General features: G+C 65.9%; 18 protein-coding genes. 16 read left to right on the top strand and 2 right to left on the bottom strand.

Annotated features, from left to right (window positions below; genetic code table 11):
* The first annotated feature begins 1 nt into the window (after window position 1).
* The 14 genes from hyfB (at window position 2) to moaA (ending at window position 14,190) form a co-directional block, all read left to right on the top strand.
* Window positions 2-2,041: a hydrogenase 4 subunit B gene (hyfB, locus tag M2320_RS15855; RefSeq protein WP_264598102.1), complete on the top strand. Its 2,040-nt coding sequence runs from the start codon at window positions 2-4 to the stop codon at window positions 2,039-2,041.
* A 9-nt stretch (window positions 2,042-2,050) separates the two neighbouring features.
* Window positions 2,051-2,992, top strand: coding sequence for a respiratory chain complex I subunit 1 family protein (locus M2320_RS15850; protein ID WP_264598101.1), 942 nt, complete (start codon window positions 2,051-2,053; stop codon window positions 2,990-2,992).
* Between the two features lie 16 nt (window positions 2,993-3,008).
* Window positions 3,009-4,472: a hydrogenase 4 subunit D gene (locus tag M2320_RS15845; protein WP_264598100.1), complete on the top strand. Its 1,464-nt coding sequence runs from the start codon at window positions 3,009-3,011 to the stop codon at window positions 4,470-4,472.
* 10 nt (window positions 4,473-4,482) lie between these two features.
* On the top strand, window positions 4,483-5,136 hold the full coding sequence (gene hyfE, locus M2320_RS15840; protein ID WP_264598099.1) for a hydrogenase 4 membrane subunit: 654 nt from the start codon (window positions 4,483-4,485) through the stop codon (window positions 5,134-5,136).
* Window positions 5,137-5,141: 5 nt separating this feature from the next.
* Window positions 5,142-6,728, top strand: a complete 1,587-nt coding sequence (locus M2320_RS15835; RefSeq protein ID WP_264598098.1) for a hydrogenase 4 subunit F — start codon at window positions 5,142-5,144, stop codon at window positions 6,726-6,728.
* Window positions 6,725-8,440 (top strand): NADH-quinone oxidoreductase subunit C, encoded by a 1,716-nt coding sequence (locus M2320_RS15830; protein WP_264598097.1) that lies wholly within the window; start codon window positions 6,725-6,727, stop codon window positions 8,438-8,440. Before M2320_RS15835 ends, M2320_RS15830 begins: the two co-directional genes overlap by 4 nt.
* Window positions 8,441-8,452: 12 nt before the next feature.
* On the top strand, window positions 8,453-8,998 hold the full coding sequence (locus tag M2320_RS15825) for a formate hydrogenlyase complex iron-sulfur subunit (protein ID WP_264598096.1): 546 nt from the start codon (window positions 8,453-8,455) through the stop codon (window positions 8,996-8,998).
* On the top strand, window positions 8,998-9,789 hold the full coding sequence (locus tag M2320_RS15820) for an NADH-quinone oxidoreductase subunit B family protein (protein WP_319801441.1): 792 nt from the start codon (window positions 8,998-9,000) through the stop codon (window positions 9,787-9,789). Before M2320_RS15825 ends, M2320_RS15820 begins: the two co-directional genes overlap by 1 nt.
* Window positions 9,786-10,187 carry a formate hydrogenlyase maturation HycH family protein gene (locus M2320_RS15815; protein WP_264598095.1) on the top strand — a complete coding sequence of 134 codons (402 nt, stop codon included), beginning with the start codon at window positions 9,786-9,788 and terminating at the stop codon, window positions 10,185-10,187. Before M2320_RS15820 ends, M2320_RS15815 begins: the two co-directional genes overlap by 4 nt.
* The gene (hycI, locus tag M2320_RS15810) at window positions 10,184-10,642 is read left to right on the top strand and encodes a hydrogenase maturation peptidase HycI (RefSeq protein WP_264598094.1); all 459 of its coding nucleotides are present in this window, start codon (window positions 10,184-10,186) and stop codon (window positions 10,640-10,642) included. Before M2320_RS15815 ends, hycI begins: the two co-directional genes overlap by 4 nt.
* A gap of 42 nt (window positions 10,643-10,684) precedes the next feature.
* Window positions 10,685-11,569 (top strand): formate/nitrite transporter family protein, encoded by an 885-nt coding sequence (locus M2320_RS15805; protein ID WP_264598093.1) that lies wholly within the window; start codon window positions 10,685-10,687, stop codon window positions 11,567-11,569.
* A gap of 95 nt (window positions 11,570-11,664) precedes the next feature.
* A complete protein-coding gene (yedE, locus tag M2320_RS15800) occupies window positions 11,665-12,873 on the top strand; it encodes a selenium metabolism membrane protein YedE/FdhT (protein WP_264598092.1) in 1,209 nt (402 codons plus the stop codon).
* A gap of 2 nt (window positions 12,874-12,875) precedes the next feature.
* Window positions 12,876-13,172 (top strand): sulfurtransferase TusA family protein, encoded by a 297-nt coding sequence (locus M2320_RS15795; protein WP_264598091.1) that lies wholly within the window; start codon window positions 12,876-12,878, stop codon window positions 13,170-13,172.
* A 16-nt stretch (window positions 13,173-13,188) separates the two neighbouring features.
* Window positions 13,189-14,190, top strand: coding sequence for a GTP 3',8-cyclase MoaA (moaA, locus tag M2320_RS15790; RefSeq protein WP_264598090.1), 1,002 nt, complete (start codon window positions 13,189-13,191; stop codon window positions 14,188-14,190).
* Between the two features lie 79 nt (window positions 14,191-14,269).
* Here the strand turns inward: moaA and M2320_RS15785 are convergent, their stop codons facing one another.
* Together M2320_RS15785 and M2320_RS15780 are read right to left on the bottom strand one after the other, a co-directional pair.
* On the bottom strand, window positions 14,270-15,169 hold the full coding sequence (locus M2320_RS15785; protein WP_264598089.1) for a LysR family transcriptional regulator: 900 nt from the start codon (window positions 15,167-15,169) through the stop codon (window positions 14,270-14,272).
* Between the two features lie 241 nt (window positions 15,170-15,410).
* The gene (locus M2320_RS15780; protein ID WP_264598088.1) at window positions 15,411-15,692 is read right to left on the bottom strand and encodes a hypothetical protein; all 282 of its coding nucleotides are present in this window, start codon (window positions 15,690-15,692) and stop codon (window positions 15,411-15,413) included.
* A gap of 133 nt (window positions 15,693-15,825) precedes the next feature.
* On the opposite strand from M2320_RS15780, the gene M2320_RS15775 reads away from it, so the two are divergent.
* Window positions 15,826-17,586 carry an ethylbenzene dehydrogenase-related protein gene (locus M2320_RS15775; RefSeq protein ID WP_264598087.1) on the top strand — a complete coding sequence of 587 codons (1,761 nt, stop codon included), beginning with the start codon at window positions 15,826-15,828 and terminating at the stop codon, window positions 17,584-17,586.
* Entirely contained in the window at window positions 17,583-18,623 is a 1,041-nt protein-coding gene (locus M2320_RS15770) for a 2Fe-2S iron-sulfur cluster binding domain-containing protein (protein WP_264598086.1), read from the top strand. Before M2320_RS15775 ends, M2320_RS15770 begins: the two co-directional genes overlap by 4 nt.
* The last annotated feature ends 48 nt before the right edge of the window (window positions 18,624-18,671 follow it).

The following is an 18,671-nucleotide window of genomic DNA, read 5'->3' as shown; positions in this document are numbered from 1 at the left end:
CATGATCCCTCTGTCCATCCATAATCCCCTGGCGCTTTTGGCGCTGTCGCTGGCGCTGTTCGCAGCCGGCGGTTTTGCGAGTCTGCTGTGCGGGCGCAATGATGCGCGCGCGATCCGCATCGCCGGCCTCTCCGGAGCTTTGGGCGGCCTGTCCGGCCTAGTCGCCGGCTTGTTCGCGCTCGCCGGGCCTGCGACGAGTTTTTCCGCGACGGGGCCGTTCCCCTTCGCGCATTTCGTGTTGCGCCTTGATCCGCTGGCCGGGCTGCTGGTCGCGGTGATCTCCGCGCTCGCGCTGGTCGGCTCGATCTACGGGCTCGCCTATGTGCGCGAATATGCGGGGCGCGGCGTCGCGGCGATGGGCTTCTTCATGAATGTCTTCATCGCCTCGATGCTGCTGGTCGTCACCTCGGATAACGCCTTCTGGTTCCTCATCTTCTTCGAGATGATATCGCTGGCGTCCTACTTCCTGGTGATTTTTGATCAGGAGCGTGAGGCGGTCTCGGCGGGCTTTCTCTACTTCGTCGTCGCCCATGCGGGTTCGGTGCTGATCATGGCGGCCTTCTTCCTGATGGCCAATGCGACCGGCTCGTTCGACTTCGCGGCGTTCCGTTCGGCCCATATCCCCGAGCCTGTCGCCTCCATCGCCTTCGTGCTGGGCCTGCTCGGCTTCGGCGCCAAGGCCGGCGTGATCCCGCTGCATGTCTGGCTGCCGCGCGCCCATCCGGCGGCGCCTTCGCATGCGTCCGCGCTGATGTCCGGCGTGATGATCAAGATCGGCGTGTTCGGCATCGTCAAGGTGGCCGTCGACCTGCTCGGCGCCTCCGGCGGCCCGCTTTGGTGGGGCCTGCTGGTGCTGGCGGTCGGCGCGGTGTCGTCGGTGCTGGGCGTGATCTACGCTTTGGCCGAGCATGACATCAAAAAACTGCTCGCCTATCACAGCGTCGAAAACATCGGCATCATCCTGCTTGGCGTCGGCGTCGGCATGGTTGGCTTGTCGATGAACCAGCCGGTGCTTGCCGCGCTCGGTTTTATGGCTGGGTTCTATCACCTGGTGAACCACGCCGTCTTCAAGGGCCTGCTGTTCTTGTGCGCGGGTTCCGTGATCTTCCGCCTGCATACCAAGAGCATGGACCATATGGGCGGCCTGTCTCGCCAAATGCCCTGGACGGCTGTGTCCTTCCTGATCGGCGCCCTGGCGATTTCCGCCATCCCGCCGCTCAACGGCTTCGTCTCCGAGTGGTTCACCTACCAGTCGCTGTTCCGCGCCGCGCGTGACGGCGAATGGGCGGTGCGGGTCGCCGCGCCCGTCGCGGCGGTGGCGCTCGCCCTCACCGGCGCGCTCGCGGTGATGTGCTTCGTCAAGGCCTATGGCGTGATCTTCTCCGGGCCTGCGCGCCACCACCATCATGATGTGAAGGAAGTCCCGTCGCCGATGCGCGTCGGCATGGCGCTGCTGGCCCTGGCCTGCGTGGCGCTCGGCCTGGCGTCGCCCTGGGTCGCGCCGGTCATCGGCCATGTCGCCTCCGCCACCGCCGGCCTGCCGGACGTGGTCCTGGCGCAGGGCGCCGTGACGGTCCCCGGCGACGCCGGCCAGGCGCTGCTCTCCACCCCGGTGATCGCGGTGATGCTGCTCGCCATGGGCGTGCTGCCGGTGCTGATCAAGGCGATCCTCTCGGGACACGGCCGTCCGGCTTCGCGCCGCGGCGCCGCGCCCTGGGCGGCGGGCTATCTGCCCGACAGCCATATGCCGATCACGGCGGGAAGTTTCGCCCAGCCGATCCGCATGTTCTTCCGCCCGCTCTACAGCGTGCGCGACCAGTTGGCCGCGCGTTGGAACGGCGTGGAGCATGGGTTTGACGACCTCACGGCCGCCGCCCGCCGCGCCGAGCCGCGCTGGGACGTCGAAGTGATCGACCCCGTCGTGGCCGGAACGCAAAAGCTTGGCGAGAAACTGCAGGTGATCCAGGGCGGCGATTTCCGAATCTACTGCCTCTACATCATCGCGGCGCTCGTCGTCCTGCTCGCCCTCGTCATTCGCTAGGAGGCCGTCTTGCTCCCCGATCTCCCCCACCTCGCCCTCGCCGGGTTCCAGGCGACGGCGCTGCTTGCGGCGGCGCCGCTGGTCTCAGGCTTCGCCCGGGTCATGCGCGCCAAAATGCACAACCGGCAAGGCCCCGGCCTGCTGCAGGACTATCGCGACATCGTCAAACTGATGCAGCGCCAGGAGGTCTGGCCGCCGGACAGCGGCTGGGTGTTCAAGGCCATGCCGATGCTGGTGATGGCCGTGCTGCTGGTCATCGCCACGGGCACGCCGATCTTCACCCTGGCCCCGCCGATCCATGTCATGGGCGATCTCGTCCTGAGCATCTACCTCTACGCGCTCGCCCGCTTCTTCCTGTCGCTGTCGGGCATTGACAGCGGCAGCTCGTTCGCCGGCATCGGCGCGAGCCGCGAGCTGACGGTGGGCGTGCTGGTCGAGCCGACCATGCTGCTGTCGCTGTTCGTCGCGGCGCTGCTGGCGGGCTCGACCGACGAGGGCGCGATCGCCACGGCAATAGCCAACGGACACATGCAGTCCGCCGGCGCGGCGGTGCTGGCGGGCCTCGCCTTCGCCTTCGGCGTCTATGTCGAACTGGGCAAACTGCCCTATGACATGGCCGAGGCCGAGCAGGAGCTGCAGGAAGGCCCGCTCACCGAATATTCCGGCCCGTCGCTGGCGCTGCTGAAATGGGCGCTCGCCCTCAAGCAGACGCTTGTGGTCGGCTGGTTCGTCGGTCTGTTCCTGCCCTTCGGCGCCAGCGCCGACCTGTCGATCGACGGCGTGTTCAACGGCGCGCTCGCCTTCGCCCTCAAGGCCCTCGTGATCTTCGCGATCGTCGGCGTGCTCTCCAACGCCGTGGCGCGCGTGCGCTTCCGCTTCACCCCGCGTCACAGCTGGGCCGGCGTCGGCGTCGCGTCGCTCGCCTTCGTCTTTTATCTCGTCGGCGTGTGAGCCGAAAGGTTATAGCATGTTCAACCTCGCTCCAGACCCCCTCTCGTCACTCGCCCTGACAACGGTGCTGCTGCCGTTCCTCGGCGCCGCGATCATCGCTTTGTCGCCGCACGCGGCCGGCAAATGGCTCTGTCAAATCTTCTCCGCGGCGACCCTCGTCGTCCTGCTCGATCTCGTGTTCCGCTTCGCGCAAGCGGGACGCCCCAGCCTGGTCTTCGACCTTCTCTCCTACGGGCCGACGCAAATCCTCGGTCTGACCCTCGACAGCGTCAGCGTGCTGGTCGCCGTCGCCGTGGTCGGCATCGGCCTGCTGGTCGCGGTCTATTCCGCCTCCTACCTCAACGACGGCAACCGCGAGCATCCCGACAGCGGACGCAAGCGCTATTACGCCTTCCTGCTCGCCTTCATCGGCGCGATGAGCGGGCTGGTGTTCTCCTCGACCGTGGTGGGACAGCTGGTGTTCTTCGAGATCACCGGGGCCTGCTCCTGGGCGCTGATCGGCTATTATGAATCGCCCAAGGCGCTGCGCTCGGCGGCCAAGGCGCTGATCGTGACGCATATCGCCTCGCTCGGCCTTTATGTCGCCGCCGCCCTGCTGTTTGCGGAAACCGGCACCTTCGCCCTGACCGCGATCGCGCAATTGTCGCCCGGCGCCAAGACCGCCGTGCTGCTCTCCATCCTGTTCGCGGCCTGGGGCAAGTCGGCGCAGCTCCCCATGCACATGTGGCTGCCCGACGCCATGGAGGCGCCCACCCCGGTGTCCGCCTACCTCCATGCGGCCTCGATGGTGAAGGTTGGCGTGTACATCTTCGCCCGCGCGCTGATGTCCTGCGGCGGCGCGCCGGAAGTGGTCGGCTGGGTTGGCGCGACCATGGCCATCGTCACCCTGATCTATGGCTTCATCATGTATTTGCCGCAGGCCGACATGAAGCGCCTGCTGGCCTATTCGACCATCACGCAACTCGCCTACATCTTCCTCGGCCTGTCGCTGTCGGTGTTCGGCTCCGAACTGGCCTTCAAGGGCGCGGTGGCGCATATCTTCAACCACGCCTTCGCAAAAACCCTGTTCTTCCTGGTGGCGGGCTCGCTCGCCTATACCACGGGAACCCGGCTGCTGCCGTCGCTGCGCGGCATCCTGTCGAAGTCGCCGATGCTCGGCGTGGCCTTCGTCGTCGCCGCGCTGGCGATCTCGGGCGTGCCGCCGTTCAGCGGCTTCTTCTCCAAGTTCGCCATCTTTGGCGGCGGCTTCGCGACCTCGCAAACCCATCCGCTGGTCTATGTGCTGATGGGCGTGGCGCTGCTCGAATCCGTCGGCTGCTTCGCCTGGTTCCTGAAATGGATCGGCGCGGTGGTTCCCGGCGAACCCTCGGAGGCCGTCAAGGCGGCGGCGCCGCTGCCGGCCGGCATGAAGGTCGTGCTCGTGGCGCTGATGGTCATGTCGGTGCTCTCCAGCATCATCGCCGCCAACTGGCTCGGCTGAGGAGGTCCAAATGTTGAGCTTCGCACTCGTCAACACTCTAGCGGGCTTCCTGATCGTGACGTCGCAAAGCGTCATTCTCGCGAAGACGTCGAAAAGCGCGGCGAAATTCTATTCGCTGCAATCCCTGCTGCTGGTCTTGATCTTCCTGGTCCTGGCGCGGCTGCAAGGCGCGCATGAGCTCTACCTCTGGTCGGCGACGGCTTTCGTCACCAAGGTTGTGCTGCTGCCTCTGGTGATGCTGAAATTCTTCGGCAAGCTGGTCGACCCCAACCTCGAAGCCGAGAGCATCCTGCCGCCGGCGGCCTCCGTCGCCCTGTCGGCCGCCGTGGTGATCCTGTGCTTCGTCGTCGTGCTCGGCGTGTCGCTGCCGGGTTCGGCGGACATCAAGCCGGCGCTGGCGATCTCGCTCGCGCACTTCTTCCTCGGCCTGGTCTGCATCGTCACCCAACGCAACATCCTGAAGCAGGTGTTCGGCTATTGCCTGATGGAAAACGGCTCGCACCTGACCCTCGCTCTGCTCGCCCCTAACGCGCCTGAACTGGTCGAAGTCGGCATCGCCACCGACGCCATCTTCGCCGTCGTCGTCATGGGCGTGCTGGGCACGCAGATCTTCCGCCAGCTCAACACGCTCGACGCGCGCGCGCTCACCACTTTGAAGGGATGACCGACATGGTGTCCTCAAGCCTCCCCCTTTACGCTCTATGCGGACCGCTCGCGGCCTCCGCGCTGATCTTCGCCACGCCGGCGCGGCGCGCCCTGCTGCCGCTCTATGAAACCCTTCATGTCGCCTCCATCGCTTCGGCGCTGGCGGTCGCCTTCAAAATCGCGGCCGATGTGGTCGGCGGCGAGACTCTGTCCGCCTATCACGACTGGTTCATGGTCGACGCGCTCGGCGTGATCTTTCTCGGACTGATCGGAATCGTCGGCTTCCTCACCGGCGCCTACAGCTTGAGCTACATCCGCCACGACCTGCATGCGGGCGCGCTGGATGTGAAAAGGGCGAAGCTCTATTACGCCCTGTTCAGCCTGTTCCTGGCGATGATGTTGCTCAGCGTGATGGCCAACAACATCATCATGATGTGGGTCGCCATTGAGGCGACGACGCTCGGTTCGGCCTTCCTGGTCGGCATCTACGGCAAGAAATCGTCGCTCGAAGCCGCATGGAAATATGTGATCATCTGCACGGTGGGGGTCGCCTTCGGCCTCTATGGCGCGGTGCTCGCCTATGCCAACAGCGTCGCGGTCGCCGGCGACCATCACGCCGCGATCCTGTGGACCACTTTGATCGAACAGGCGCCGCATCTCGATCCGACGATCGTCAAACTGGTGTTCGTGTTCGCGCTGATCGGGTTCGGCACCAAGGTCGGCCTGTTCCCCATGCACGCCTGGCTGCCGGACGCGCATTCGGAGGCCCCGAGCCCCGTCTCCGCGCTGCTCTCCGGCGTGCTGCTGAAATGCGCGCTGCTGGCGGTGATCCGCTATTACGCCGTGACCGTGCGCGCCGTCGGCCCCGACTTCCCGCAGATGCTGCTCCTGCTGCTCGGCGGCCTGTCCATCGCCGTCGCCGCCATGTTGTTCTATGTGCAGCAGGATCTGAAGCGCAAACTCGCCTATTCCTCCGTGGAGCATGTGGGCTTGATGGCGCTCGGGCTTGGCATCGGCGGCCCGCTGGGCGTCGGCGCAGCGCTGCTCCACGCCATCAACCACAGTTTCGCCAAGGCGCTGCTGTTCTGCGGTTCCGGCAATGTGCTGATGAAATATGGCGTGCGCGACCTCGGCTCGGTCAAGGGCATGCTGCGCTCCGCCCCGATCAGCGGCCTGCTGATCATGGCCGGCGCGCTGGCGCTGGCCGGCTTCCCGCCTTTCAACGTGTTCGTCAGCGAGTTTCTCGTCTTCGCCGCGGGCGTGAAAGGCGGGCACATCTGGCTGATGGTGATCTGCGCCCTGTTCTTCACCGTGACGGTCGGCGGCCTGATCCAGATCATCTCCGGCTCCGTGCTCGGTAAATGCCCTGAGGGGCTGGCGAAGGGCGATGTCGGCTTCGCCGCGCTGGCGCCCATGGTCGTGCTGTTCGGCCTGGTGCTCGCCATGGGCGTCGCCGTGCCCAAGCCGGTCGCGCAACTCATCCAGAACGCGTCGGCGATCGTCACCGGCGCTCCCTCGGTGGCGCTCACGGCGCCCTGGCAGATCGAAGCGAAGGCGGAACGCTCGTCCGCCGTCGCCGCCGCAGCCCCGTCCCAGGAGTCTCAGCAATGAACGCCCACACCCCCCTGCGCATCGGCTCCTCCTATGTCGCCGCGCTGCGCGCCAAGCTGCCCCATGCGGTGCTCGAAGAGCGCTGGCAGACCGACCGCCAGGCCACCATCACGGTCAAGCTGGAAGCCCTGCCGGAGGCCGTGCGCACGCTCTATTACGTGCATGACGGCTGGTTCTCCACCATGGCCGGCAATGACGAGCGCGGCCTGAACGGGACCTATGGCCTCTACTATGTGCTCTCCATGGGCGGCGCGGAAAAGTGCCACATGGTGATCCACGCCCAGGTGCCCGAGGACAAGCCGGAATTCCCCGCGGTCACCCCGCTGGTCCCCGCCGCGGTGTGGTACGAGCGCGAGGTGCGCGACATGTTCGGGCTAGAGCCGGTTGGCCTGCCCGACGCGCGTCGCCTCGTCCTGCCCGACGACTGGCCGGACGGCCTCTATCCGCTGCGCAAGGATTCGATGGACTATCGCTTCCGGCCGGCGCCGACCACCGATGCGGAAAACTATCCGTTCATCAACGACGCCAAGCAGGAGACCACCGTCGTCCCGCTCGGCCCCCTGCATGTCACCTCCGACGAGCCCGGCCATTTCCGCCTGTTCGTCGACGGCGAGGACATTATCGACGCCGACTACCGCATGTTCTACGTGCATCGCGGCATGGAAAAGCTCGCCGAGACGCGGATGGGCTATCACGACGTGACGTTTCTGGCCGATCGCGTCTGCGGCATTTGCGGCTACGCCCATTCCGTCGCCTACGCCAATTCGGTCGAGAACGCTTTGGGCATTGTCGTGCCGGAGCGCGGCCAGGCGATCCGCTCGATCCTCCTGGAGACCGAGCGTCTGCACAGCCATCTGCTCAACCTCGGCCTCGCCTGCCATTTCGTCGGCTTCGACTCCGGCTTCATGCAGTTCTTCCGCGTCCGCGAGAAGACGATGATGCTGGCGGAGATGCTCACCGGTCATCGCAAAACCTATTCGATGAATCTGATCGGCGGCGTGCGGCGTGACATTCTGGCGGAGCAAAAGCTGACCACGCTGAAGACGCTGGGCGAATTGCGCTGCGAGGTGCGGCGGCTCGTCGACATCCTGCTGTCCACGCCGAATATTGGCGGCCGCGTCACCAATGTCGGCCGGCTCGACCCCAAAGTGGCGCGCGACCATTCGCCGGTCGGTCCGGTGCTGCGCGGCAGCGGTTTTCGCCGCGACACCCGCGCCGACCACCCGTTCGCCGGCTATCTGTCGGGCGCCACGCCGATCAATGTGCAGACCGGTTGCGACGTGCTGTCGCGCACGCTGGTGCGCGTCTCTGAAGTGTTCGACAGCATGGCGATCATCGAAAACCTGCTCAACGACACGCCCGCCGGTCCCATCCTCACCGAGGATTTCACTTACACGCCCTACAAGTTCGCGCTCGGCTTCACGGAGGCGCCGCGCGGCGAGGACATCCACTGGTCGATGCTCGGCGACAACCAGAAACTCTATCGCTGGCGCTGCCGCGCTTCGACCTACAACAACTGGCCGGTGCTGCGCCACATGCTGCGCGGCAATACGGTTTCGGACGCGCCGCTGATCGTGGCGAGCATCGACCCCTGCTACTCCTGCACCGATCGCGTCACCGTGGTCGATGTGAAGAAGTCGACCACAAAAACCGTCGCCTACAAGGAGATGGAACGCTACTGCCGCGAGCGCACAAGCTCGCCCCTCAAGTAAGGAGGCGGCGCCATGTTCAAGCTTCTCAAGGAAATTTTTCGGACCGGGCAGGCGACGGCGCTCTATCCCTTCGCGCCGCCGCAGACCATCAAGGATTCGCGCGGCAAGCCCGAACACGATCCGGTCAAATGCATCGCCTGCGCGGCCTGCACCGGCGCGTGCCCGGCCAATGCGCTGTCGATGAAGACCGATGTCGCGGCGGGGACGCGCACCTGGGCGATCAACTATGGCCAGTGCGTGTTCTGCGGCCGCTGCCAGGAGGTGTGTCCGACCAATGCGATCGCTCTGACGACCGAGTTCGAACTCGCCGTGGCGCGCAAGGACGACCTGATCACAAGGGCGACCTTCAAGCTGGCCTATTGCCGGACATGCGGCGCGGCCTTCTCCACCCTGAAAGAGGTCGATTACGTCGCCCGTCTGCTCGGCGCGCTGGCCGAGACGCCCAAAGAGGCCGAGCGCATCCGCGCCCACGCCGAAATCTGCCCCGCCTGCAAGCGCCGCCTCGATGTCGAGGAAATGGCGCAGGCCAATCCCGTGCGGCAAATGGAGTGTCTGTGATGAACGCGCCGATTTTTCGCGATGACCTCACCATCAAGCCGCAGGGCTTGTCCATGTCCAACGAGGTCGCGGCGCTGAAGGGGCGCCTGCTGAAAAGCATAGGCCGCTCGGTCTATGTCTATCGCGTCGATTGCGGCGGCTGCAACGGCTGCGAGATCGAGATCTTTGCTGCGATCACGCCGATCTTCGACGCCGAGCGGTTCGGCATCAAGGTGGTGCCCTCGCCGCGCCACGCCGACATCCTGCTCTATACCGGCGCGGTGACGCGGGCGATGCGCATGCCGGGCCTGCGCGCCTATGAGGCCGCGCCGGAGCCGAAGATCGTCGTGTCCTACGGCGCCTGCGGCAATACCGGCGGCATCTTCCATGACCTCTATTGCGTGTGGGGCGGCACCGACCAGATCGTGCCGGTGGATGTCTATATTCCGGGCTGCCCGCCCTCGCCGCAGGCGACCATCTACGGTTTTGCGATGGCGCTCGGCCTGCTCGACCAAAAACTCAAGGAGACGCATCATGTCGAGGGCGAGGGCGAGAGCGTCCCGCTGATCCATCCCGAAATCCCCTATGCCCTGCGCGTCGCCGTCGAGCGCCGCGCCCGCGAAATGGCCGGTTATCTCCATGGCAAGGTGATCGCGGAGGCGTTCCTCGCCGCGCTTGCGGCGCCCGAACCGGCGAGTGTCGAGGCGCGCCTCGCCGCGCTGACCGCGCAGGAGAGCGACCCGCGCGTCGTCGAGATCTATGGCCAGTTGCGCGCCGTGTTGCGCGCCATGGTGGTGGAGCAGGCGTCATGAGCGAAGTCATCTTCTACCAGCTCGGCTCCAAGATTCTGGAGCGGGCCTCCGACGTGCCCGAGAAAGCCAAACAGGTCGTCTATTACTCGCTGGCCATCGGCCATCATGTCGGCGTGATCGACACGTTCCACCCGATGCTGGCTTGCGAGGATTCGCTGTTCGACCGCCTCGTCGCCAAATTGCCGGCGGGCGAGGCGCGGCGCAAGTTCGACGGCTTGAAGCGTTTTGGCGAAATCATCGTCGACCGCACCCACACAAGATTGCTCGGCGGCGCGCTCAACAGCATTCGCGACGCGCTCGACAGCGAGGAAAGGCAATGGGCCTCGCGCTTCATCGTCGCCCTCGCGGCCATCGAGGCGGAGCCGGCGATCTATCTGATGGGGCGCGTCAAGCCATGACCAACCTCGTCTTCACCGTCGGCAATGCGATGATGGGCGACGACGGCGCCGGCCCGTTGCTCGCCGAACTGCTGGAGCGCGATCCCGCGCCCGGCTGGGCGGTGATCGACGGCGGTTCGGCGCCGGAGAATGTCATGCATGCCGTGCGCGCCGCCGCGCCGTCAAAACTGCTTCTGGTCGACGCCGCCGACATGGGGCTCGACCATGGCGCCGTTCGCCGCATCGATCCGGCGCAGGTGGCCGACACATTCCTGATCGACACCCACGCCATCCCGCTCGACTTCCTGATCGCGTCGCTTGCGGAAGATGTGCCCGACATCGTCTTCGTCGGCGTGCAGCCGGCGCGGGTCGCCTTTTACGAAGACATGACGCCGGCGGTGCGCGCCGGCGTCCAGGACCTCCATCGCCGGCTCGCCGCCGGCGAGGATCCGGCCGGGTTCGCCCCGGTGGCGTGACTGAAAACGAACAAGGCTCGCTCTGTTCCCAGGAGATTCAAAATGGCTGAGATGTTTGGCTCTGACGCCTACTCGCCCGCCGAAATACAGGACAAGGTCGAAAAGCTCGGCGTGAAGAAGGCGCACATGCCCTTCCTGCCCGAATTCGTGCTCGCCATCGTCGCCGGCGGATCGATCGGCCTTGGCGGCATGTTTTTCTGCATCGTGCTCGGCGATCCCACGCTCGGCTATGCCACCCAGCGTGTGGTCGGCGGCTTGATGTTCTCGCTCGGCCTGGCGCTGGTGATGATCGCCGGCGCTGAGCTGTTCACCGGCAATTGCCTGCTGACCATGGCCTGGGCCAACCGTCAGATCTCGACCTATGAGGTGATCAAGAACTGGATGACCGTCTGGTTCGGCAATCTCGTCGGCGCGCTCGGCCTCGTCTTCCTGTTGTGGATGTGCCACTTCCCCGACCTCAACGGCGGCAATGTCGGTCTGGGCATGCTGAAGCTCGCGGTGTCCAAAGTGTCGCCGGACGGCGTGACGATCTTCTTCAAGGGCATCATGTGCAACATCCTGGTGTGCCTGGGCGTGTGGCTCGCCTATGCCGGGCGTTCCGTCTCCGACAAGATGCTCGGCATGATCCTGCCTGTGGCCGCCTTCGTCGCGGCGGGCTTCGAGCACTGTATCGCCAACATGATGTTCCTGCCGATGGCCTGGCTGATGGTGATCACCGGACATGTTCCCGCGGGCTTCGACGCTTCGGCGATCACGCCCCAGGCGATCCTGCACAATCTCGAATTCGCCACGCTCGGCAATATCGTCGGCGGCGGCGTGTTCGTCGGCGCGGTCTACTGGCTGATCTATCGCAAGGGTCTCGGCGGCCTGACGCCCCTGCATCCCGCCGCCCCCAAACCGTCGTCCAGCGTCGTCCCCGCGGAATGACGGCTCCGGCTCGCGCGTCCGTTGCGCGCGAGCCCAAGGCCGCCAGCGCCAGCCTCCCCGCGCTGGCGGCCGACCCAAGTCCACAGGAGCATCCCGTGACCCATCCCATCCATGCGCTGTTCGCGCGCCACTGGCGCCCGACCCCGACGCTCGTCGCCGCCGGCCTGCTCGCGGCGCTCTATTACGGTTTCACCGGAGGCCTCTGGGCCGTCACCGGCGAGTTCACCCGCTGGGGCGGCAACCTGCTGCAGCTTTGCGGCGTCGACGTCGGCTCCTGGGCCTATTTCAAGGCGGTGGCGCTGAAGGGACACCCCTGGGACCGGCCTGACGGCTGGATGATCGCCGGCATGTTCTTGGGCGCGATGACCAGCGCTCTGGCGAGCCGCGAATTCAAGTTTCGCGCGCCCGCGCGTCACAGGCGCTGGGTTCAGGGCCTGATCGGCGGCCTGCTGGCGGGTTTTGGCAGCCGTCTCGCCATGGGCTGCAACCTCGCCTCCTTCTTCACCGGCCTGCCGCAATTCTCGCTGCATTCCTGGCTGTTCATCGTCGGCACGGCGTTCGGCGCCTGGATCGCCTCGCGCCTTGTCATGACCGCATGGTTCAGGGGCGCGCCGAAACTGAGCGAAACGCCCGTCTATGTCGTTGCGCAGGCCGCGACCTCGCGCGCCTCCTTCGCCGGCTTGTTCGGCGTCGCGGTCCTGCTGGCGCTGGCGATGCTCAATCTCTACCTGGGCCACGCGAAATTCGCCGGCGTGATGGTCGCCGGGGCCGCCTTCGGCGTGCTGCTGCAGCGCGGCCAGATCTGCTTCACCTCGGCGCTGCGCGATCTCTGGCTGACCGGGCGCACCACCATGGCCAAGGCGATCATCCTCGGCATGGCCGCGCAGACCGTGATCACCGCGATCCTGATCGCGCGCGGCATGACCCCGATCATCCATTGGGCGAGCCCCGGCGCGCTGTTCGGCGGCGTGATGTTCGGGCTCGGCATCGTCATCGCCGGCGGCTGCGAGACCGGCTGGATGTACCGCCTCATGGAGGGGCAGACGCATTTCGTCGCGGTCGCCCTCGGCAATGTGATCGGCGCGACGGTTCTGGCCTATGGGTGGGATCATTGGGGCCTGGCGCAGACGCTCGCCGTCGCCTGGCCGGAGATCGACCTCGTCAAAACCCTCGGCATGACCGGCGCGCTCGCCGCCACCTTCGCCTTTCTCGCGGCTTGCTACGCTTTCGTCGTGTTCCGCGAGGCGCGCTATCTGCAGACAGTGCGGCGCCCCGCCGTGACCCCTTTGACCTCGGAGGCTTGACCATGACCATGATCGAAGAAACGGTGCGCGCCGATGCATCCATCGACCTGCGCGGAGAAGTCTGCCCGCATCCGGTGATGCTGACGCTGGAACAGCTCGACCGGATGCAGACGGGGCAGGTGTTGCTGGTGGTCGCGGATTGTCCGCCCGCTTTGCGCTCGATCCCCTTCGAGGTCGTGCGCCACGGCCATCGGGTGATCGGCGAGCCGATCTGCGATGGGCCGGACATTCGCATTCTCATCGAGAAGACCGGCGAACGCGTCGCCGATTTCCCCTGCTGCTGCAACGCGAAGGGCTAACCTTCGGGAGCTCCCAATGTCCGCTTCACACGCCGGCCCTCTGGTCGACCGCTTCGCCCGTTCGATCGAATATTTGCGCGTCTCGGTCACCGACCGGTGCAATTTCCGTTGCACCTATTGCATGTCCGAGCACCCGACTTTCCTGCCCAAACAGGAGGTGTTGTCGCTCGACGAGATCGATCGGATCGCCTCGGCCTTCGTCGGCCTGGGCGTGAAGCGCATTCGTCTGACAGGCGGCGAGCCTTTGACGCGGCGCGGGATCGTCTCGCTGGTGGCCTCGCTGTCGCGCCATCTCGGGCGCGGGCTCGAGGAAGTCACCATGACGACCAATGGCTCGCTGCTCTCGGACATGGCGGAGGACCTCGCGGCCGCCGGTCTATCGCGCGTCAATGTGTCGCTCGACACGCTCGACGAGGCCATGTTCGCCAGGGTGAGCCGGATCGGCAAATTGTCCGACGTGCTCGCTGGGCTTTACGCGGCCCGCCGCGCCGGGCTCGCCGTCCGGCTGAACACCGTGGTGCAGGCCGGCGTCAACGATCGCGCCATCGACGATCTCATCGCCTTCGCCCATGGGCGCGGCATGGGGCTGGCGCTGATCGAGGCCATGCCCACCCCCGGCGTGTCGCGCGACCGGCCGCCCGGCGTTCCGCTGTCGGAGATCCGCGCCGATCTGCAAAAACGCTGGACGCTGACCGACGCGCCGGAGCGCGCCTTCGGGCCGGCGCGCTATGTCAGGGTCGAGGAAACCGGCGGACGCCTTGGTTTCATCACGCCGATGAGCAAGGGGTTTTGCGACGCCTGCAACCGGGTGCGGCTGACCTGCGACGGCCGTCTCGTGCTGTGCCTGGGCCGGCGCGAGCAGGTCGATCTCAAAACGGTCTTGCGCGGACAACCGGACGACGAGGCCGCGCTGCAGGCGGCCATCGCCGCCGCCATGGGCGCCAAACCCCGCCGGCACGCATTCGACCATGCCGAGCGCATCCCGCTCGATCGCGGCATGTGGAGCACAGGCGGCTGACCCATACTGTCCCGGCGCCATTCCGGCGTCGGGATGGATCGCGCGGAGGTCCAACGGATCTCCGCGCGGAAGGGTTTGCTCAGGCTATGGCGTCAAGTTCGGCGGCCACGGCGCGGGCGTGGGCGATGAAGGCGGCGGTCAGCGGCGGTTGCGGATCGCGGCGCGGCGCGACGAGGCCGACCAGGCTCGAAACCTCCGGCGCGACGATGGGGATTTTCTTCACGTTCGCGGGCAGGGCGAGTTCCTCGGCCATCAGATTCGGCATGATGGTGGCGCAATGACCGGCGCGCACATGCGAGACGACGACGACGATCGACCCGGTCTCCAGCACCGGATCGACCTTGCAATCGACCTCGGCGAAAATGCGGTCGATGATCCGGCGGTTTTGCATGTCCGGGGAGAGCAGGCACAGTTCGAGCCCGGCGACCTCCTCCCAGGTCACGGTGGCGCGGTCGGACAGCGGATTGCCCGCGGCGGTGACCAGGTGATGGCGCTCCCTATAGAGCGGGACCTCCATCGCTTTTCCGATCGGCTCGCTGTCGAGATAGGAGAAGCCGACATCGGCGTCGAGATTGTCGAGCATCGCCAGGATTTCGTTGGAGGTGTGCGAGGCGATGTGGAACCGCGTTCCGGGATAGCGCGCCGAAAAACTGGTGGTGAAGCGCAGGACGAGGGGCAGGGCGGTCGGAATCGCCGCCAGCCGCAACTGGCCTGACAGCCCGTTCTTCATCACCTCGACTTCCGCGATCATGGCGCGGGTGTCGGCGACGATGCGCCGCGACCATTCGAGCACACGCTGGCCCTCCGGCGTGAAACCGAGGAAGCGCGCGCCGCGATCAACGAGCGTCACGCCGAGGGTGGTTTCCAGCTGTTTAATGGTCAGCGAAAAGTTTGGCTGTGATACGCCGCAGGCTTCGGCGGCATGGCCGAAGTGCTTTTCTTTGGCTAGTGCGAGGAGATATTCCAGCTTCTCATACATATGGCCTGCATCGATTATCGCGTGACATTGATTTGATCGCTTCTTACGCCGATAGACGCAAAAAAGCTATAGCATCCGAGATTAAAAAGCCGCGAAATTGCTTCAAGTCTTGAGCCGCAACCTGTGCGCGCTGCGCCTTTTCGGCCAGCGCAGATGTCGATGCCGCAGCGTCGCAGGCCGCCGAATCGAGCGGACAGGCGCCGAAAACCGCCGAGACGCCCGTTTTGGAGCGCGAAGTCGCTCATGCGACGGCCTTTTTCATCGAAATCGCTGTCTTCGACTTTCTGCGCCATTCGCGCCCGAACGCACTTTTGCGGACAATCACATTTTCGTACACTTTGGCATCGCCAGGCGCGGATGGGCTCGGGAAAACCGGGAACTGAGATCCAGGGTCGCTGCGTCCGCGCCGGCTCAGCTTCTCCGCACGATTCACCAGCCCGATCGCGCGCGCGGTGTGAAAAGCCGTTTCATCTTCCGCGCGCATTCCGATGTTGACTGTGCCTTTTTGGCGCCAGTCTCTCATCTTTATCTAGCCATATTAGCTCTTTAGCCAAACAGGACGCCAAACGTGGGCGTAACCACAGCGCGTCGGAATGTGGCGGGTCTTCCGGGCTGGCGCGCATTTCCGCGCGCCCGTCGAGGGAGGCGCCGCCGGAATGCAGTTCAGATACAAGAAGACGAAACGAACGGACGCCGGCACGGTCGTGCTCCACTGGTCGCTCGTCATCTGTCTTGCGCTCAGCGTCTTGACCGGGCTGCGCTTCGCCGTGGACATGCCCGACACTGGCTATCTCGACGCCATCGCCCCGTATCTCCCCGTCTCACGACTCTGGATCATTCACATCGCCGCGGGCGTCGGTCTGATGGGTCTCGCGGTCGCCTACCTGTTCTACCTGCGCAATGCGGGGCTGCTCAGACGCGTCGCCCTTGACCGGGCGCGGCTCGCCGCCCTCAAAAGCCCGGGCGCCGCGCGCTGGAGCGCCGTCAACGTCCTGCTCTACTGGCTGTTCTTCCTTTGCCTTGTCTCGCAGATCGTCACCGGCGTCCTGCTGCATCGCGGCCATGGCGGCGCGCTCTGCCAGTTGCACCTTTGGGCGACCTGGGCGATCCTCGGCTATGCCGTCGCGCATGTGCTGACGCATCTGGCGATGGGCGGTTTCACGCAGGCGCTGCGCATCCTGCGTCCGACGCAAATTCCCGTCGCCGCCTCTGGGCCGGCGCCGCTCGGCGGCGCGCTGGTCTTTTTGCTGAGCGCGCTGATCGGCGGTCTGGCCGGCGGTGGCTATCTCTATGCCGACCGGGCGTCGCGCGACGTCCTCCATGTCCAGCGCATTGACAAGGCCGCCGCCGCGCCGCTCGGCCCGGACCTTTGGGCGTCCGCGTGGCGCGATGCGCCGTCGCTCGCCATTCACACCAACCAGGGCGTGAACCTCGACGGCTCCGGCGCCTCGCTGGTGGAGATTCGCGCGCTCCACGACGAGGACACGATCTATTTCGCCTTCACCTGGGAAGACCCGACCCGCTCGCTCAAGCACGCGCCGCTGATCAAGACGGAGAACGGTTGGCGCGCGCTGTTCTCCGAATCGCGCGGCGAACGGCGGGCGCGCCTGCAAAACGTCGCGCTGCGCTCCGACGATCTGCGCGCGGAACAGGCCAATTTCGAGGGCGCGCTCAACGAAGACAAGTTCGCCTTCATGCTCGCCAATGTCGAAAAGCCGTTCGGCCCCGGCGCCTTTCATCCCGGCAAGAAGCCGCTGCCCGACAAGCCGGAATCGTCGTCCGGACGCGGGCTGCACTATACCGAGGACGGCGGCAGCGTGAATGTTTGGCTGTGGCGCGCCTCGGGGATCGAGTCGGGCCGCTGCGAGAACAACCGCGTGGGACCCGCGACCCGGCCGTCCCAGGCGGAGCGGCATGGCGAGGCGCCGTACAAGGGCGGCTATGCGTCCAAGCCCGAGCAGGCGGTCGCCTATGAGAACGTCGCCCAGCAATTGCCGCGCGACCCCTCGGCGGAGGCGCAGCCCCTGCGTCTGCCGCGCGATCTCGCCGCGACGCGCGAGGCCATGGGCGCCGTTGATCTCGACCCGGATCATGGCGATCAGGAAAACGCGCGCTGGGCGATGCGCGAAGACGAGTCGACGCCCTACACGGCGGACATGGATGCGCGCATTCCGGTCGGCGCCATCATCCCCGGCATGATTGCGACCCCGCCGCGTGCAAAACCCTCCGACGTGTTTTGCACGGCGCGCTGGGCCGCCGGCCGCTGGACGCTGCTGGCGCAGCGCAAGCTCGACACGAAGCAGGACGACGACATCGTCCTCGGCGATCAGACCTTTATGTGGGTCGGCGTATTCGACCACACGCCCGCCAACCACACCCGCCACATCAGGCCCTTCAAACTGGAGATGCAGCGATGAAGACTTTTCAGGTTTCGATCGGCGAGATGGGATCGTTTCGCGCAAAACCGGGCGAAAATCTCCTCGACGCCGCGCTCATGAACGGCATCGACATGCCGCATGACTGCCGCTCCGGGACCTGCGGCAGTTGCCGCTGCACCTTGTCGTCGGGTTCGGTCGAAGGCGGCGAAACCGATTCGCCGGGCGCTGTTCTCGCCTGCCAGGCGAAGGTCATGTCCGATCTCGAAATCATCGTCGAGGAGACGCCGCCGGTCGAAACGTTTGGGGCGACGGTGAAGGCGCTTCGCGACCTTTCCGTCGATATCACCGAAGTGACGCTCGCGGTGAAGGGGTTTTTCGAAATGTTGCCCGGCCAATATGTGCAGGTCAAATTCGCCGGCTTCCCCGCGCGCTGCTACAGCCCGACCGCGCCGCTCGAAGGCCCGGTGGAGCGCGGAACGATCCGCCTGCAGATCAAGCGCGTCCGTGACGGACGGGTGTCCTCGGCGCTGGGTCAAAGCATCCGTCCCGGCCACAAGGCGAAGGTCGTGGGCCCCTATGGTTCGGCCTGGCTGCGCCCTGGCCAGACCAATCGCCTGGTTCTGGTGGCGAGCGGCGCGGGCTTCGCGCCGATCTGGTCGATCGCCCATGCGGCGCTGTGCGAAATGCCGGACCGCGAGATTGTGGTGGTGGTCGGCGCGGGCTCTGTCGCGGATTTCTACATGGCGCCGGCGCTGTGGCGGCTGGTCGCCTTTCCGAAAACGCAGGTGATTTCGGTGCTGCGCCACGCGGACCGCCGCCACCCCGATTTGCCGGCGGGCAGCCCGGTCGATTTTATCCCGGCGCTGTCGTCCCATGACATCGTCTATGCCTGCGGCGCGCCGCGCATGGTCGAGGCGGTCGGCGCAATCGCCCGGGCGTCGGGCGCAACCTGCCATTCCGATCCCTTTGTCCCCGCACATAACGCCGGCGACGGTTTTTGGGACGCGTTTTCGCGCGCCATCGTGTCTCCGCTGCAATTGCTGCGGCGGTCCGACGACAAGCGCGCGACCGCCTGAAGCAAGGCGCAAGAGCAACGCGCTTTCGAGCGCGCCAACCCGACTCCG

The organism is Rhodoblastus acidophilus, assembly GCF_025961575.1.
Taxonomy (GTDB): domain Bacteria; phylum Pseudomonadota; class Alphaproteobacteria; order Rhizobiales; family Beijerinckiaceae; genus Rhodoblastus; species Rhodoblastus acidophilus_C.
This window is presented reverse-complemented; position numbering and strand designations above follow the sequence as displayed.

Excerpts from the sequence above, each read along its gene's own strand:
- M2320_RS15835 (WP_264598098.1), top strand. The coding sequence starts at position 5,142 with ATGGTGTCCTCAAGCCTCCCCCTTTACGCTCTATGCGGACCGCTCGCG.
- hyfB (WP_264598102.1), top strand. The coding sequence starts at position 2 with ATGATCCCTCTGTCCATCCATAATCCCCTGGCGCTTTTGGCGCTGTCG.
- M2320_RS15820 (WP_319801441.1), top strand. The coding sequence starts at position 8,998 with ATGAACGCGCCGATTTTTCGCGATGACCTCACCATCAAGCCGCAGGGC.
- moaA (WP_264598090.1), top strand. The coding sequence starts at position 13,189 with ATGTCCGCTTCACACGCCGGCCCTCTGGTCGACCGCTTCGCCCGTTCG.
- hycI (WP_264598094.1), top strand. The coding sequence starts at position 10,184 with ATGACCAACCTCGTCTTCACCGTCGGCAATGCGATGATGGGCGACGAC.
- M2320_RS15775 (WP_264598087.1), top strand. The coding sequence starts at position 15,826 with ATGCAGTTCAGATACAAGAAGACGAAACGAACGGACGCCGGCACGGTC.
- hyfE (WP_264598099.1), top strand. The coding sequence starts at position 4,483 with ATGTTGAGCTTCGCACTCGTCAACACTCTAGCGGGCTTCCTGATCGTG.
- M2320_RS15845 (WP_264598100.1), top strand. The coding sequence starts at position 3,009 with ATGTTCAACCTCGCTCCAGACCCCCTCTCGTCACTCGCCCTGACAACG.
- M2320_RS15780 (WP_264598088.1), bottom strand. The coding sequence starts at position 15,692 with ATGAGAGACTGGCGCCAAAAAGGCACAGTCAACATCGGAATGCGCGCG.
- M2320_RS15815 (WP_264598095.1), top strand. The coding sequence starts at position 9,786 with ATGAGCGAAGTCATCTTCTACCAGCTCGGCTCCAAGATTCTGGAGCGG.
- M2320_RS15825 (WP_264598096.1), top strand. The coding sequence starts at position 8,453 with ATGTTCAAGCTTCTCAAGGAAATTTTTCGGACCGGGCAGGCGACGGCG.
- M2320_RS15785 (WP_264598089.1), bottom strand. The coding sequence starts at position 15,169 with ATGTATGAGAAGCTGGAATATCTCCTCGCACTAGCCAAAGAAAAGCAC.
- M2320_RS15770 (WP_264598086.1), top strand. The coding sequence starts at position 17,583 with ATGAAGACTTTTCAGGTTTCGATCGGCGAGATGGGATCGTTTCGCGCA.
- M2320_RS15830 (WP_264598097.1), top strand. The coding sequence starts at position 6,725 with ATGAACGCCCACACCCCCCTGCGCATCGGCTCCTCCTATGTCGCCGCG.
- M2320_RS15805 (WP_264598093.1), top strand. The coding sequence starts at position 10,685 with ATGGCTGAGATGTTTGGCTCTGACGCCTACTCGCCCGCCGAAATACAG.
- M2320_RS15795 (WP_264598091.1), top strand. The coding sequence starts at position 12,876 with ATGACCATGATCGAAGAAACGGTGCGCGCCGATGCATCCATCGACCTG.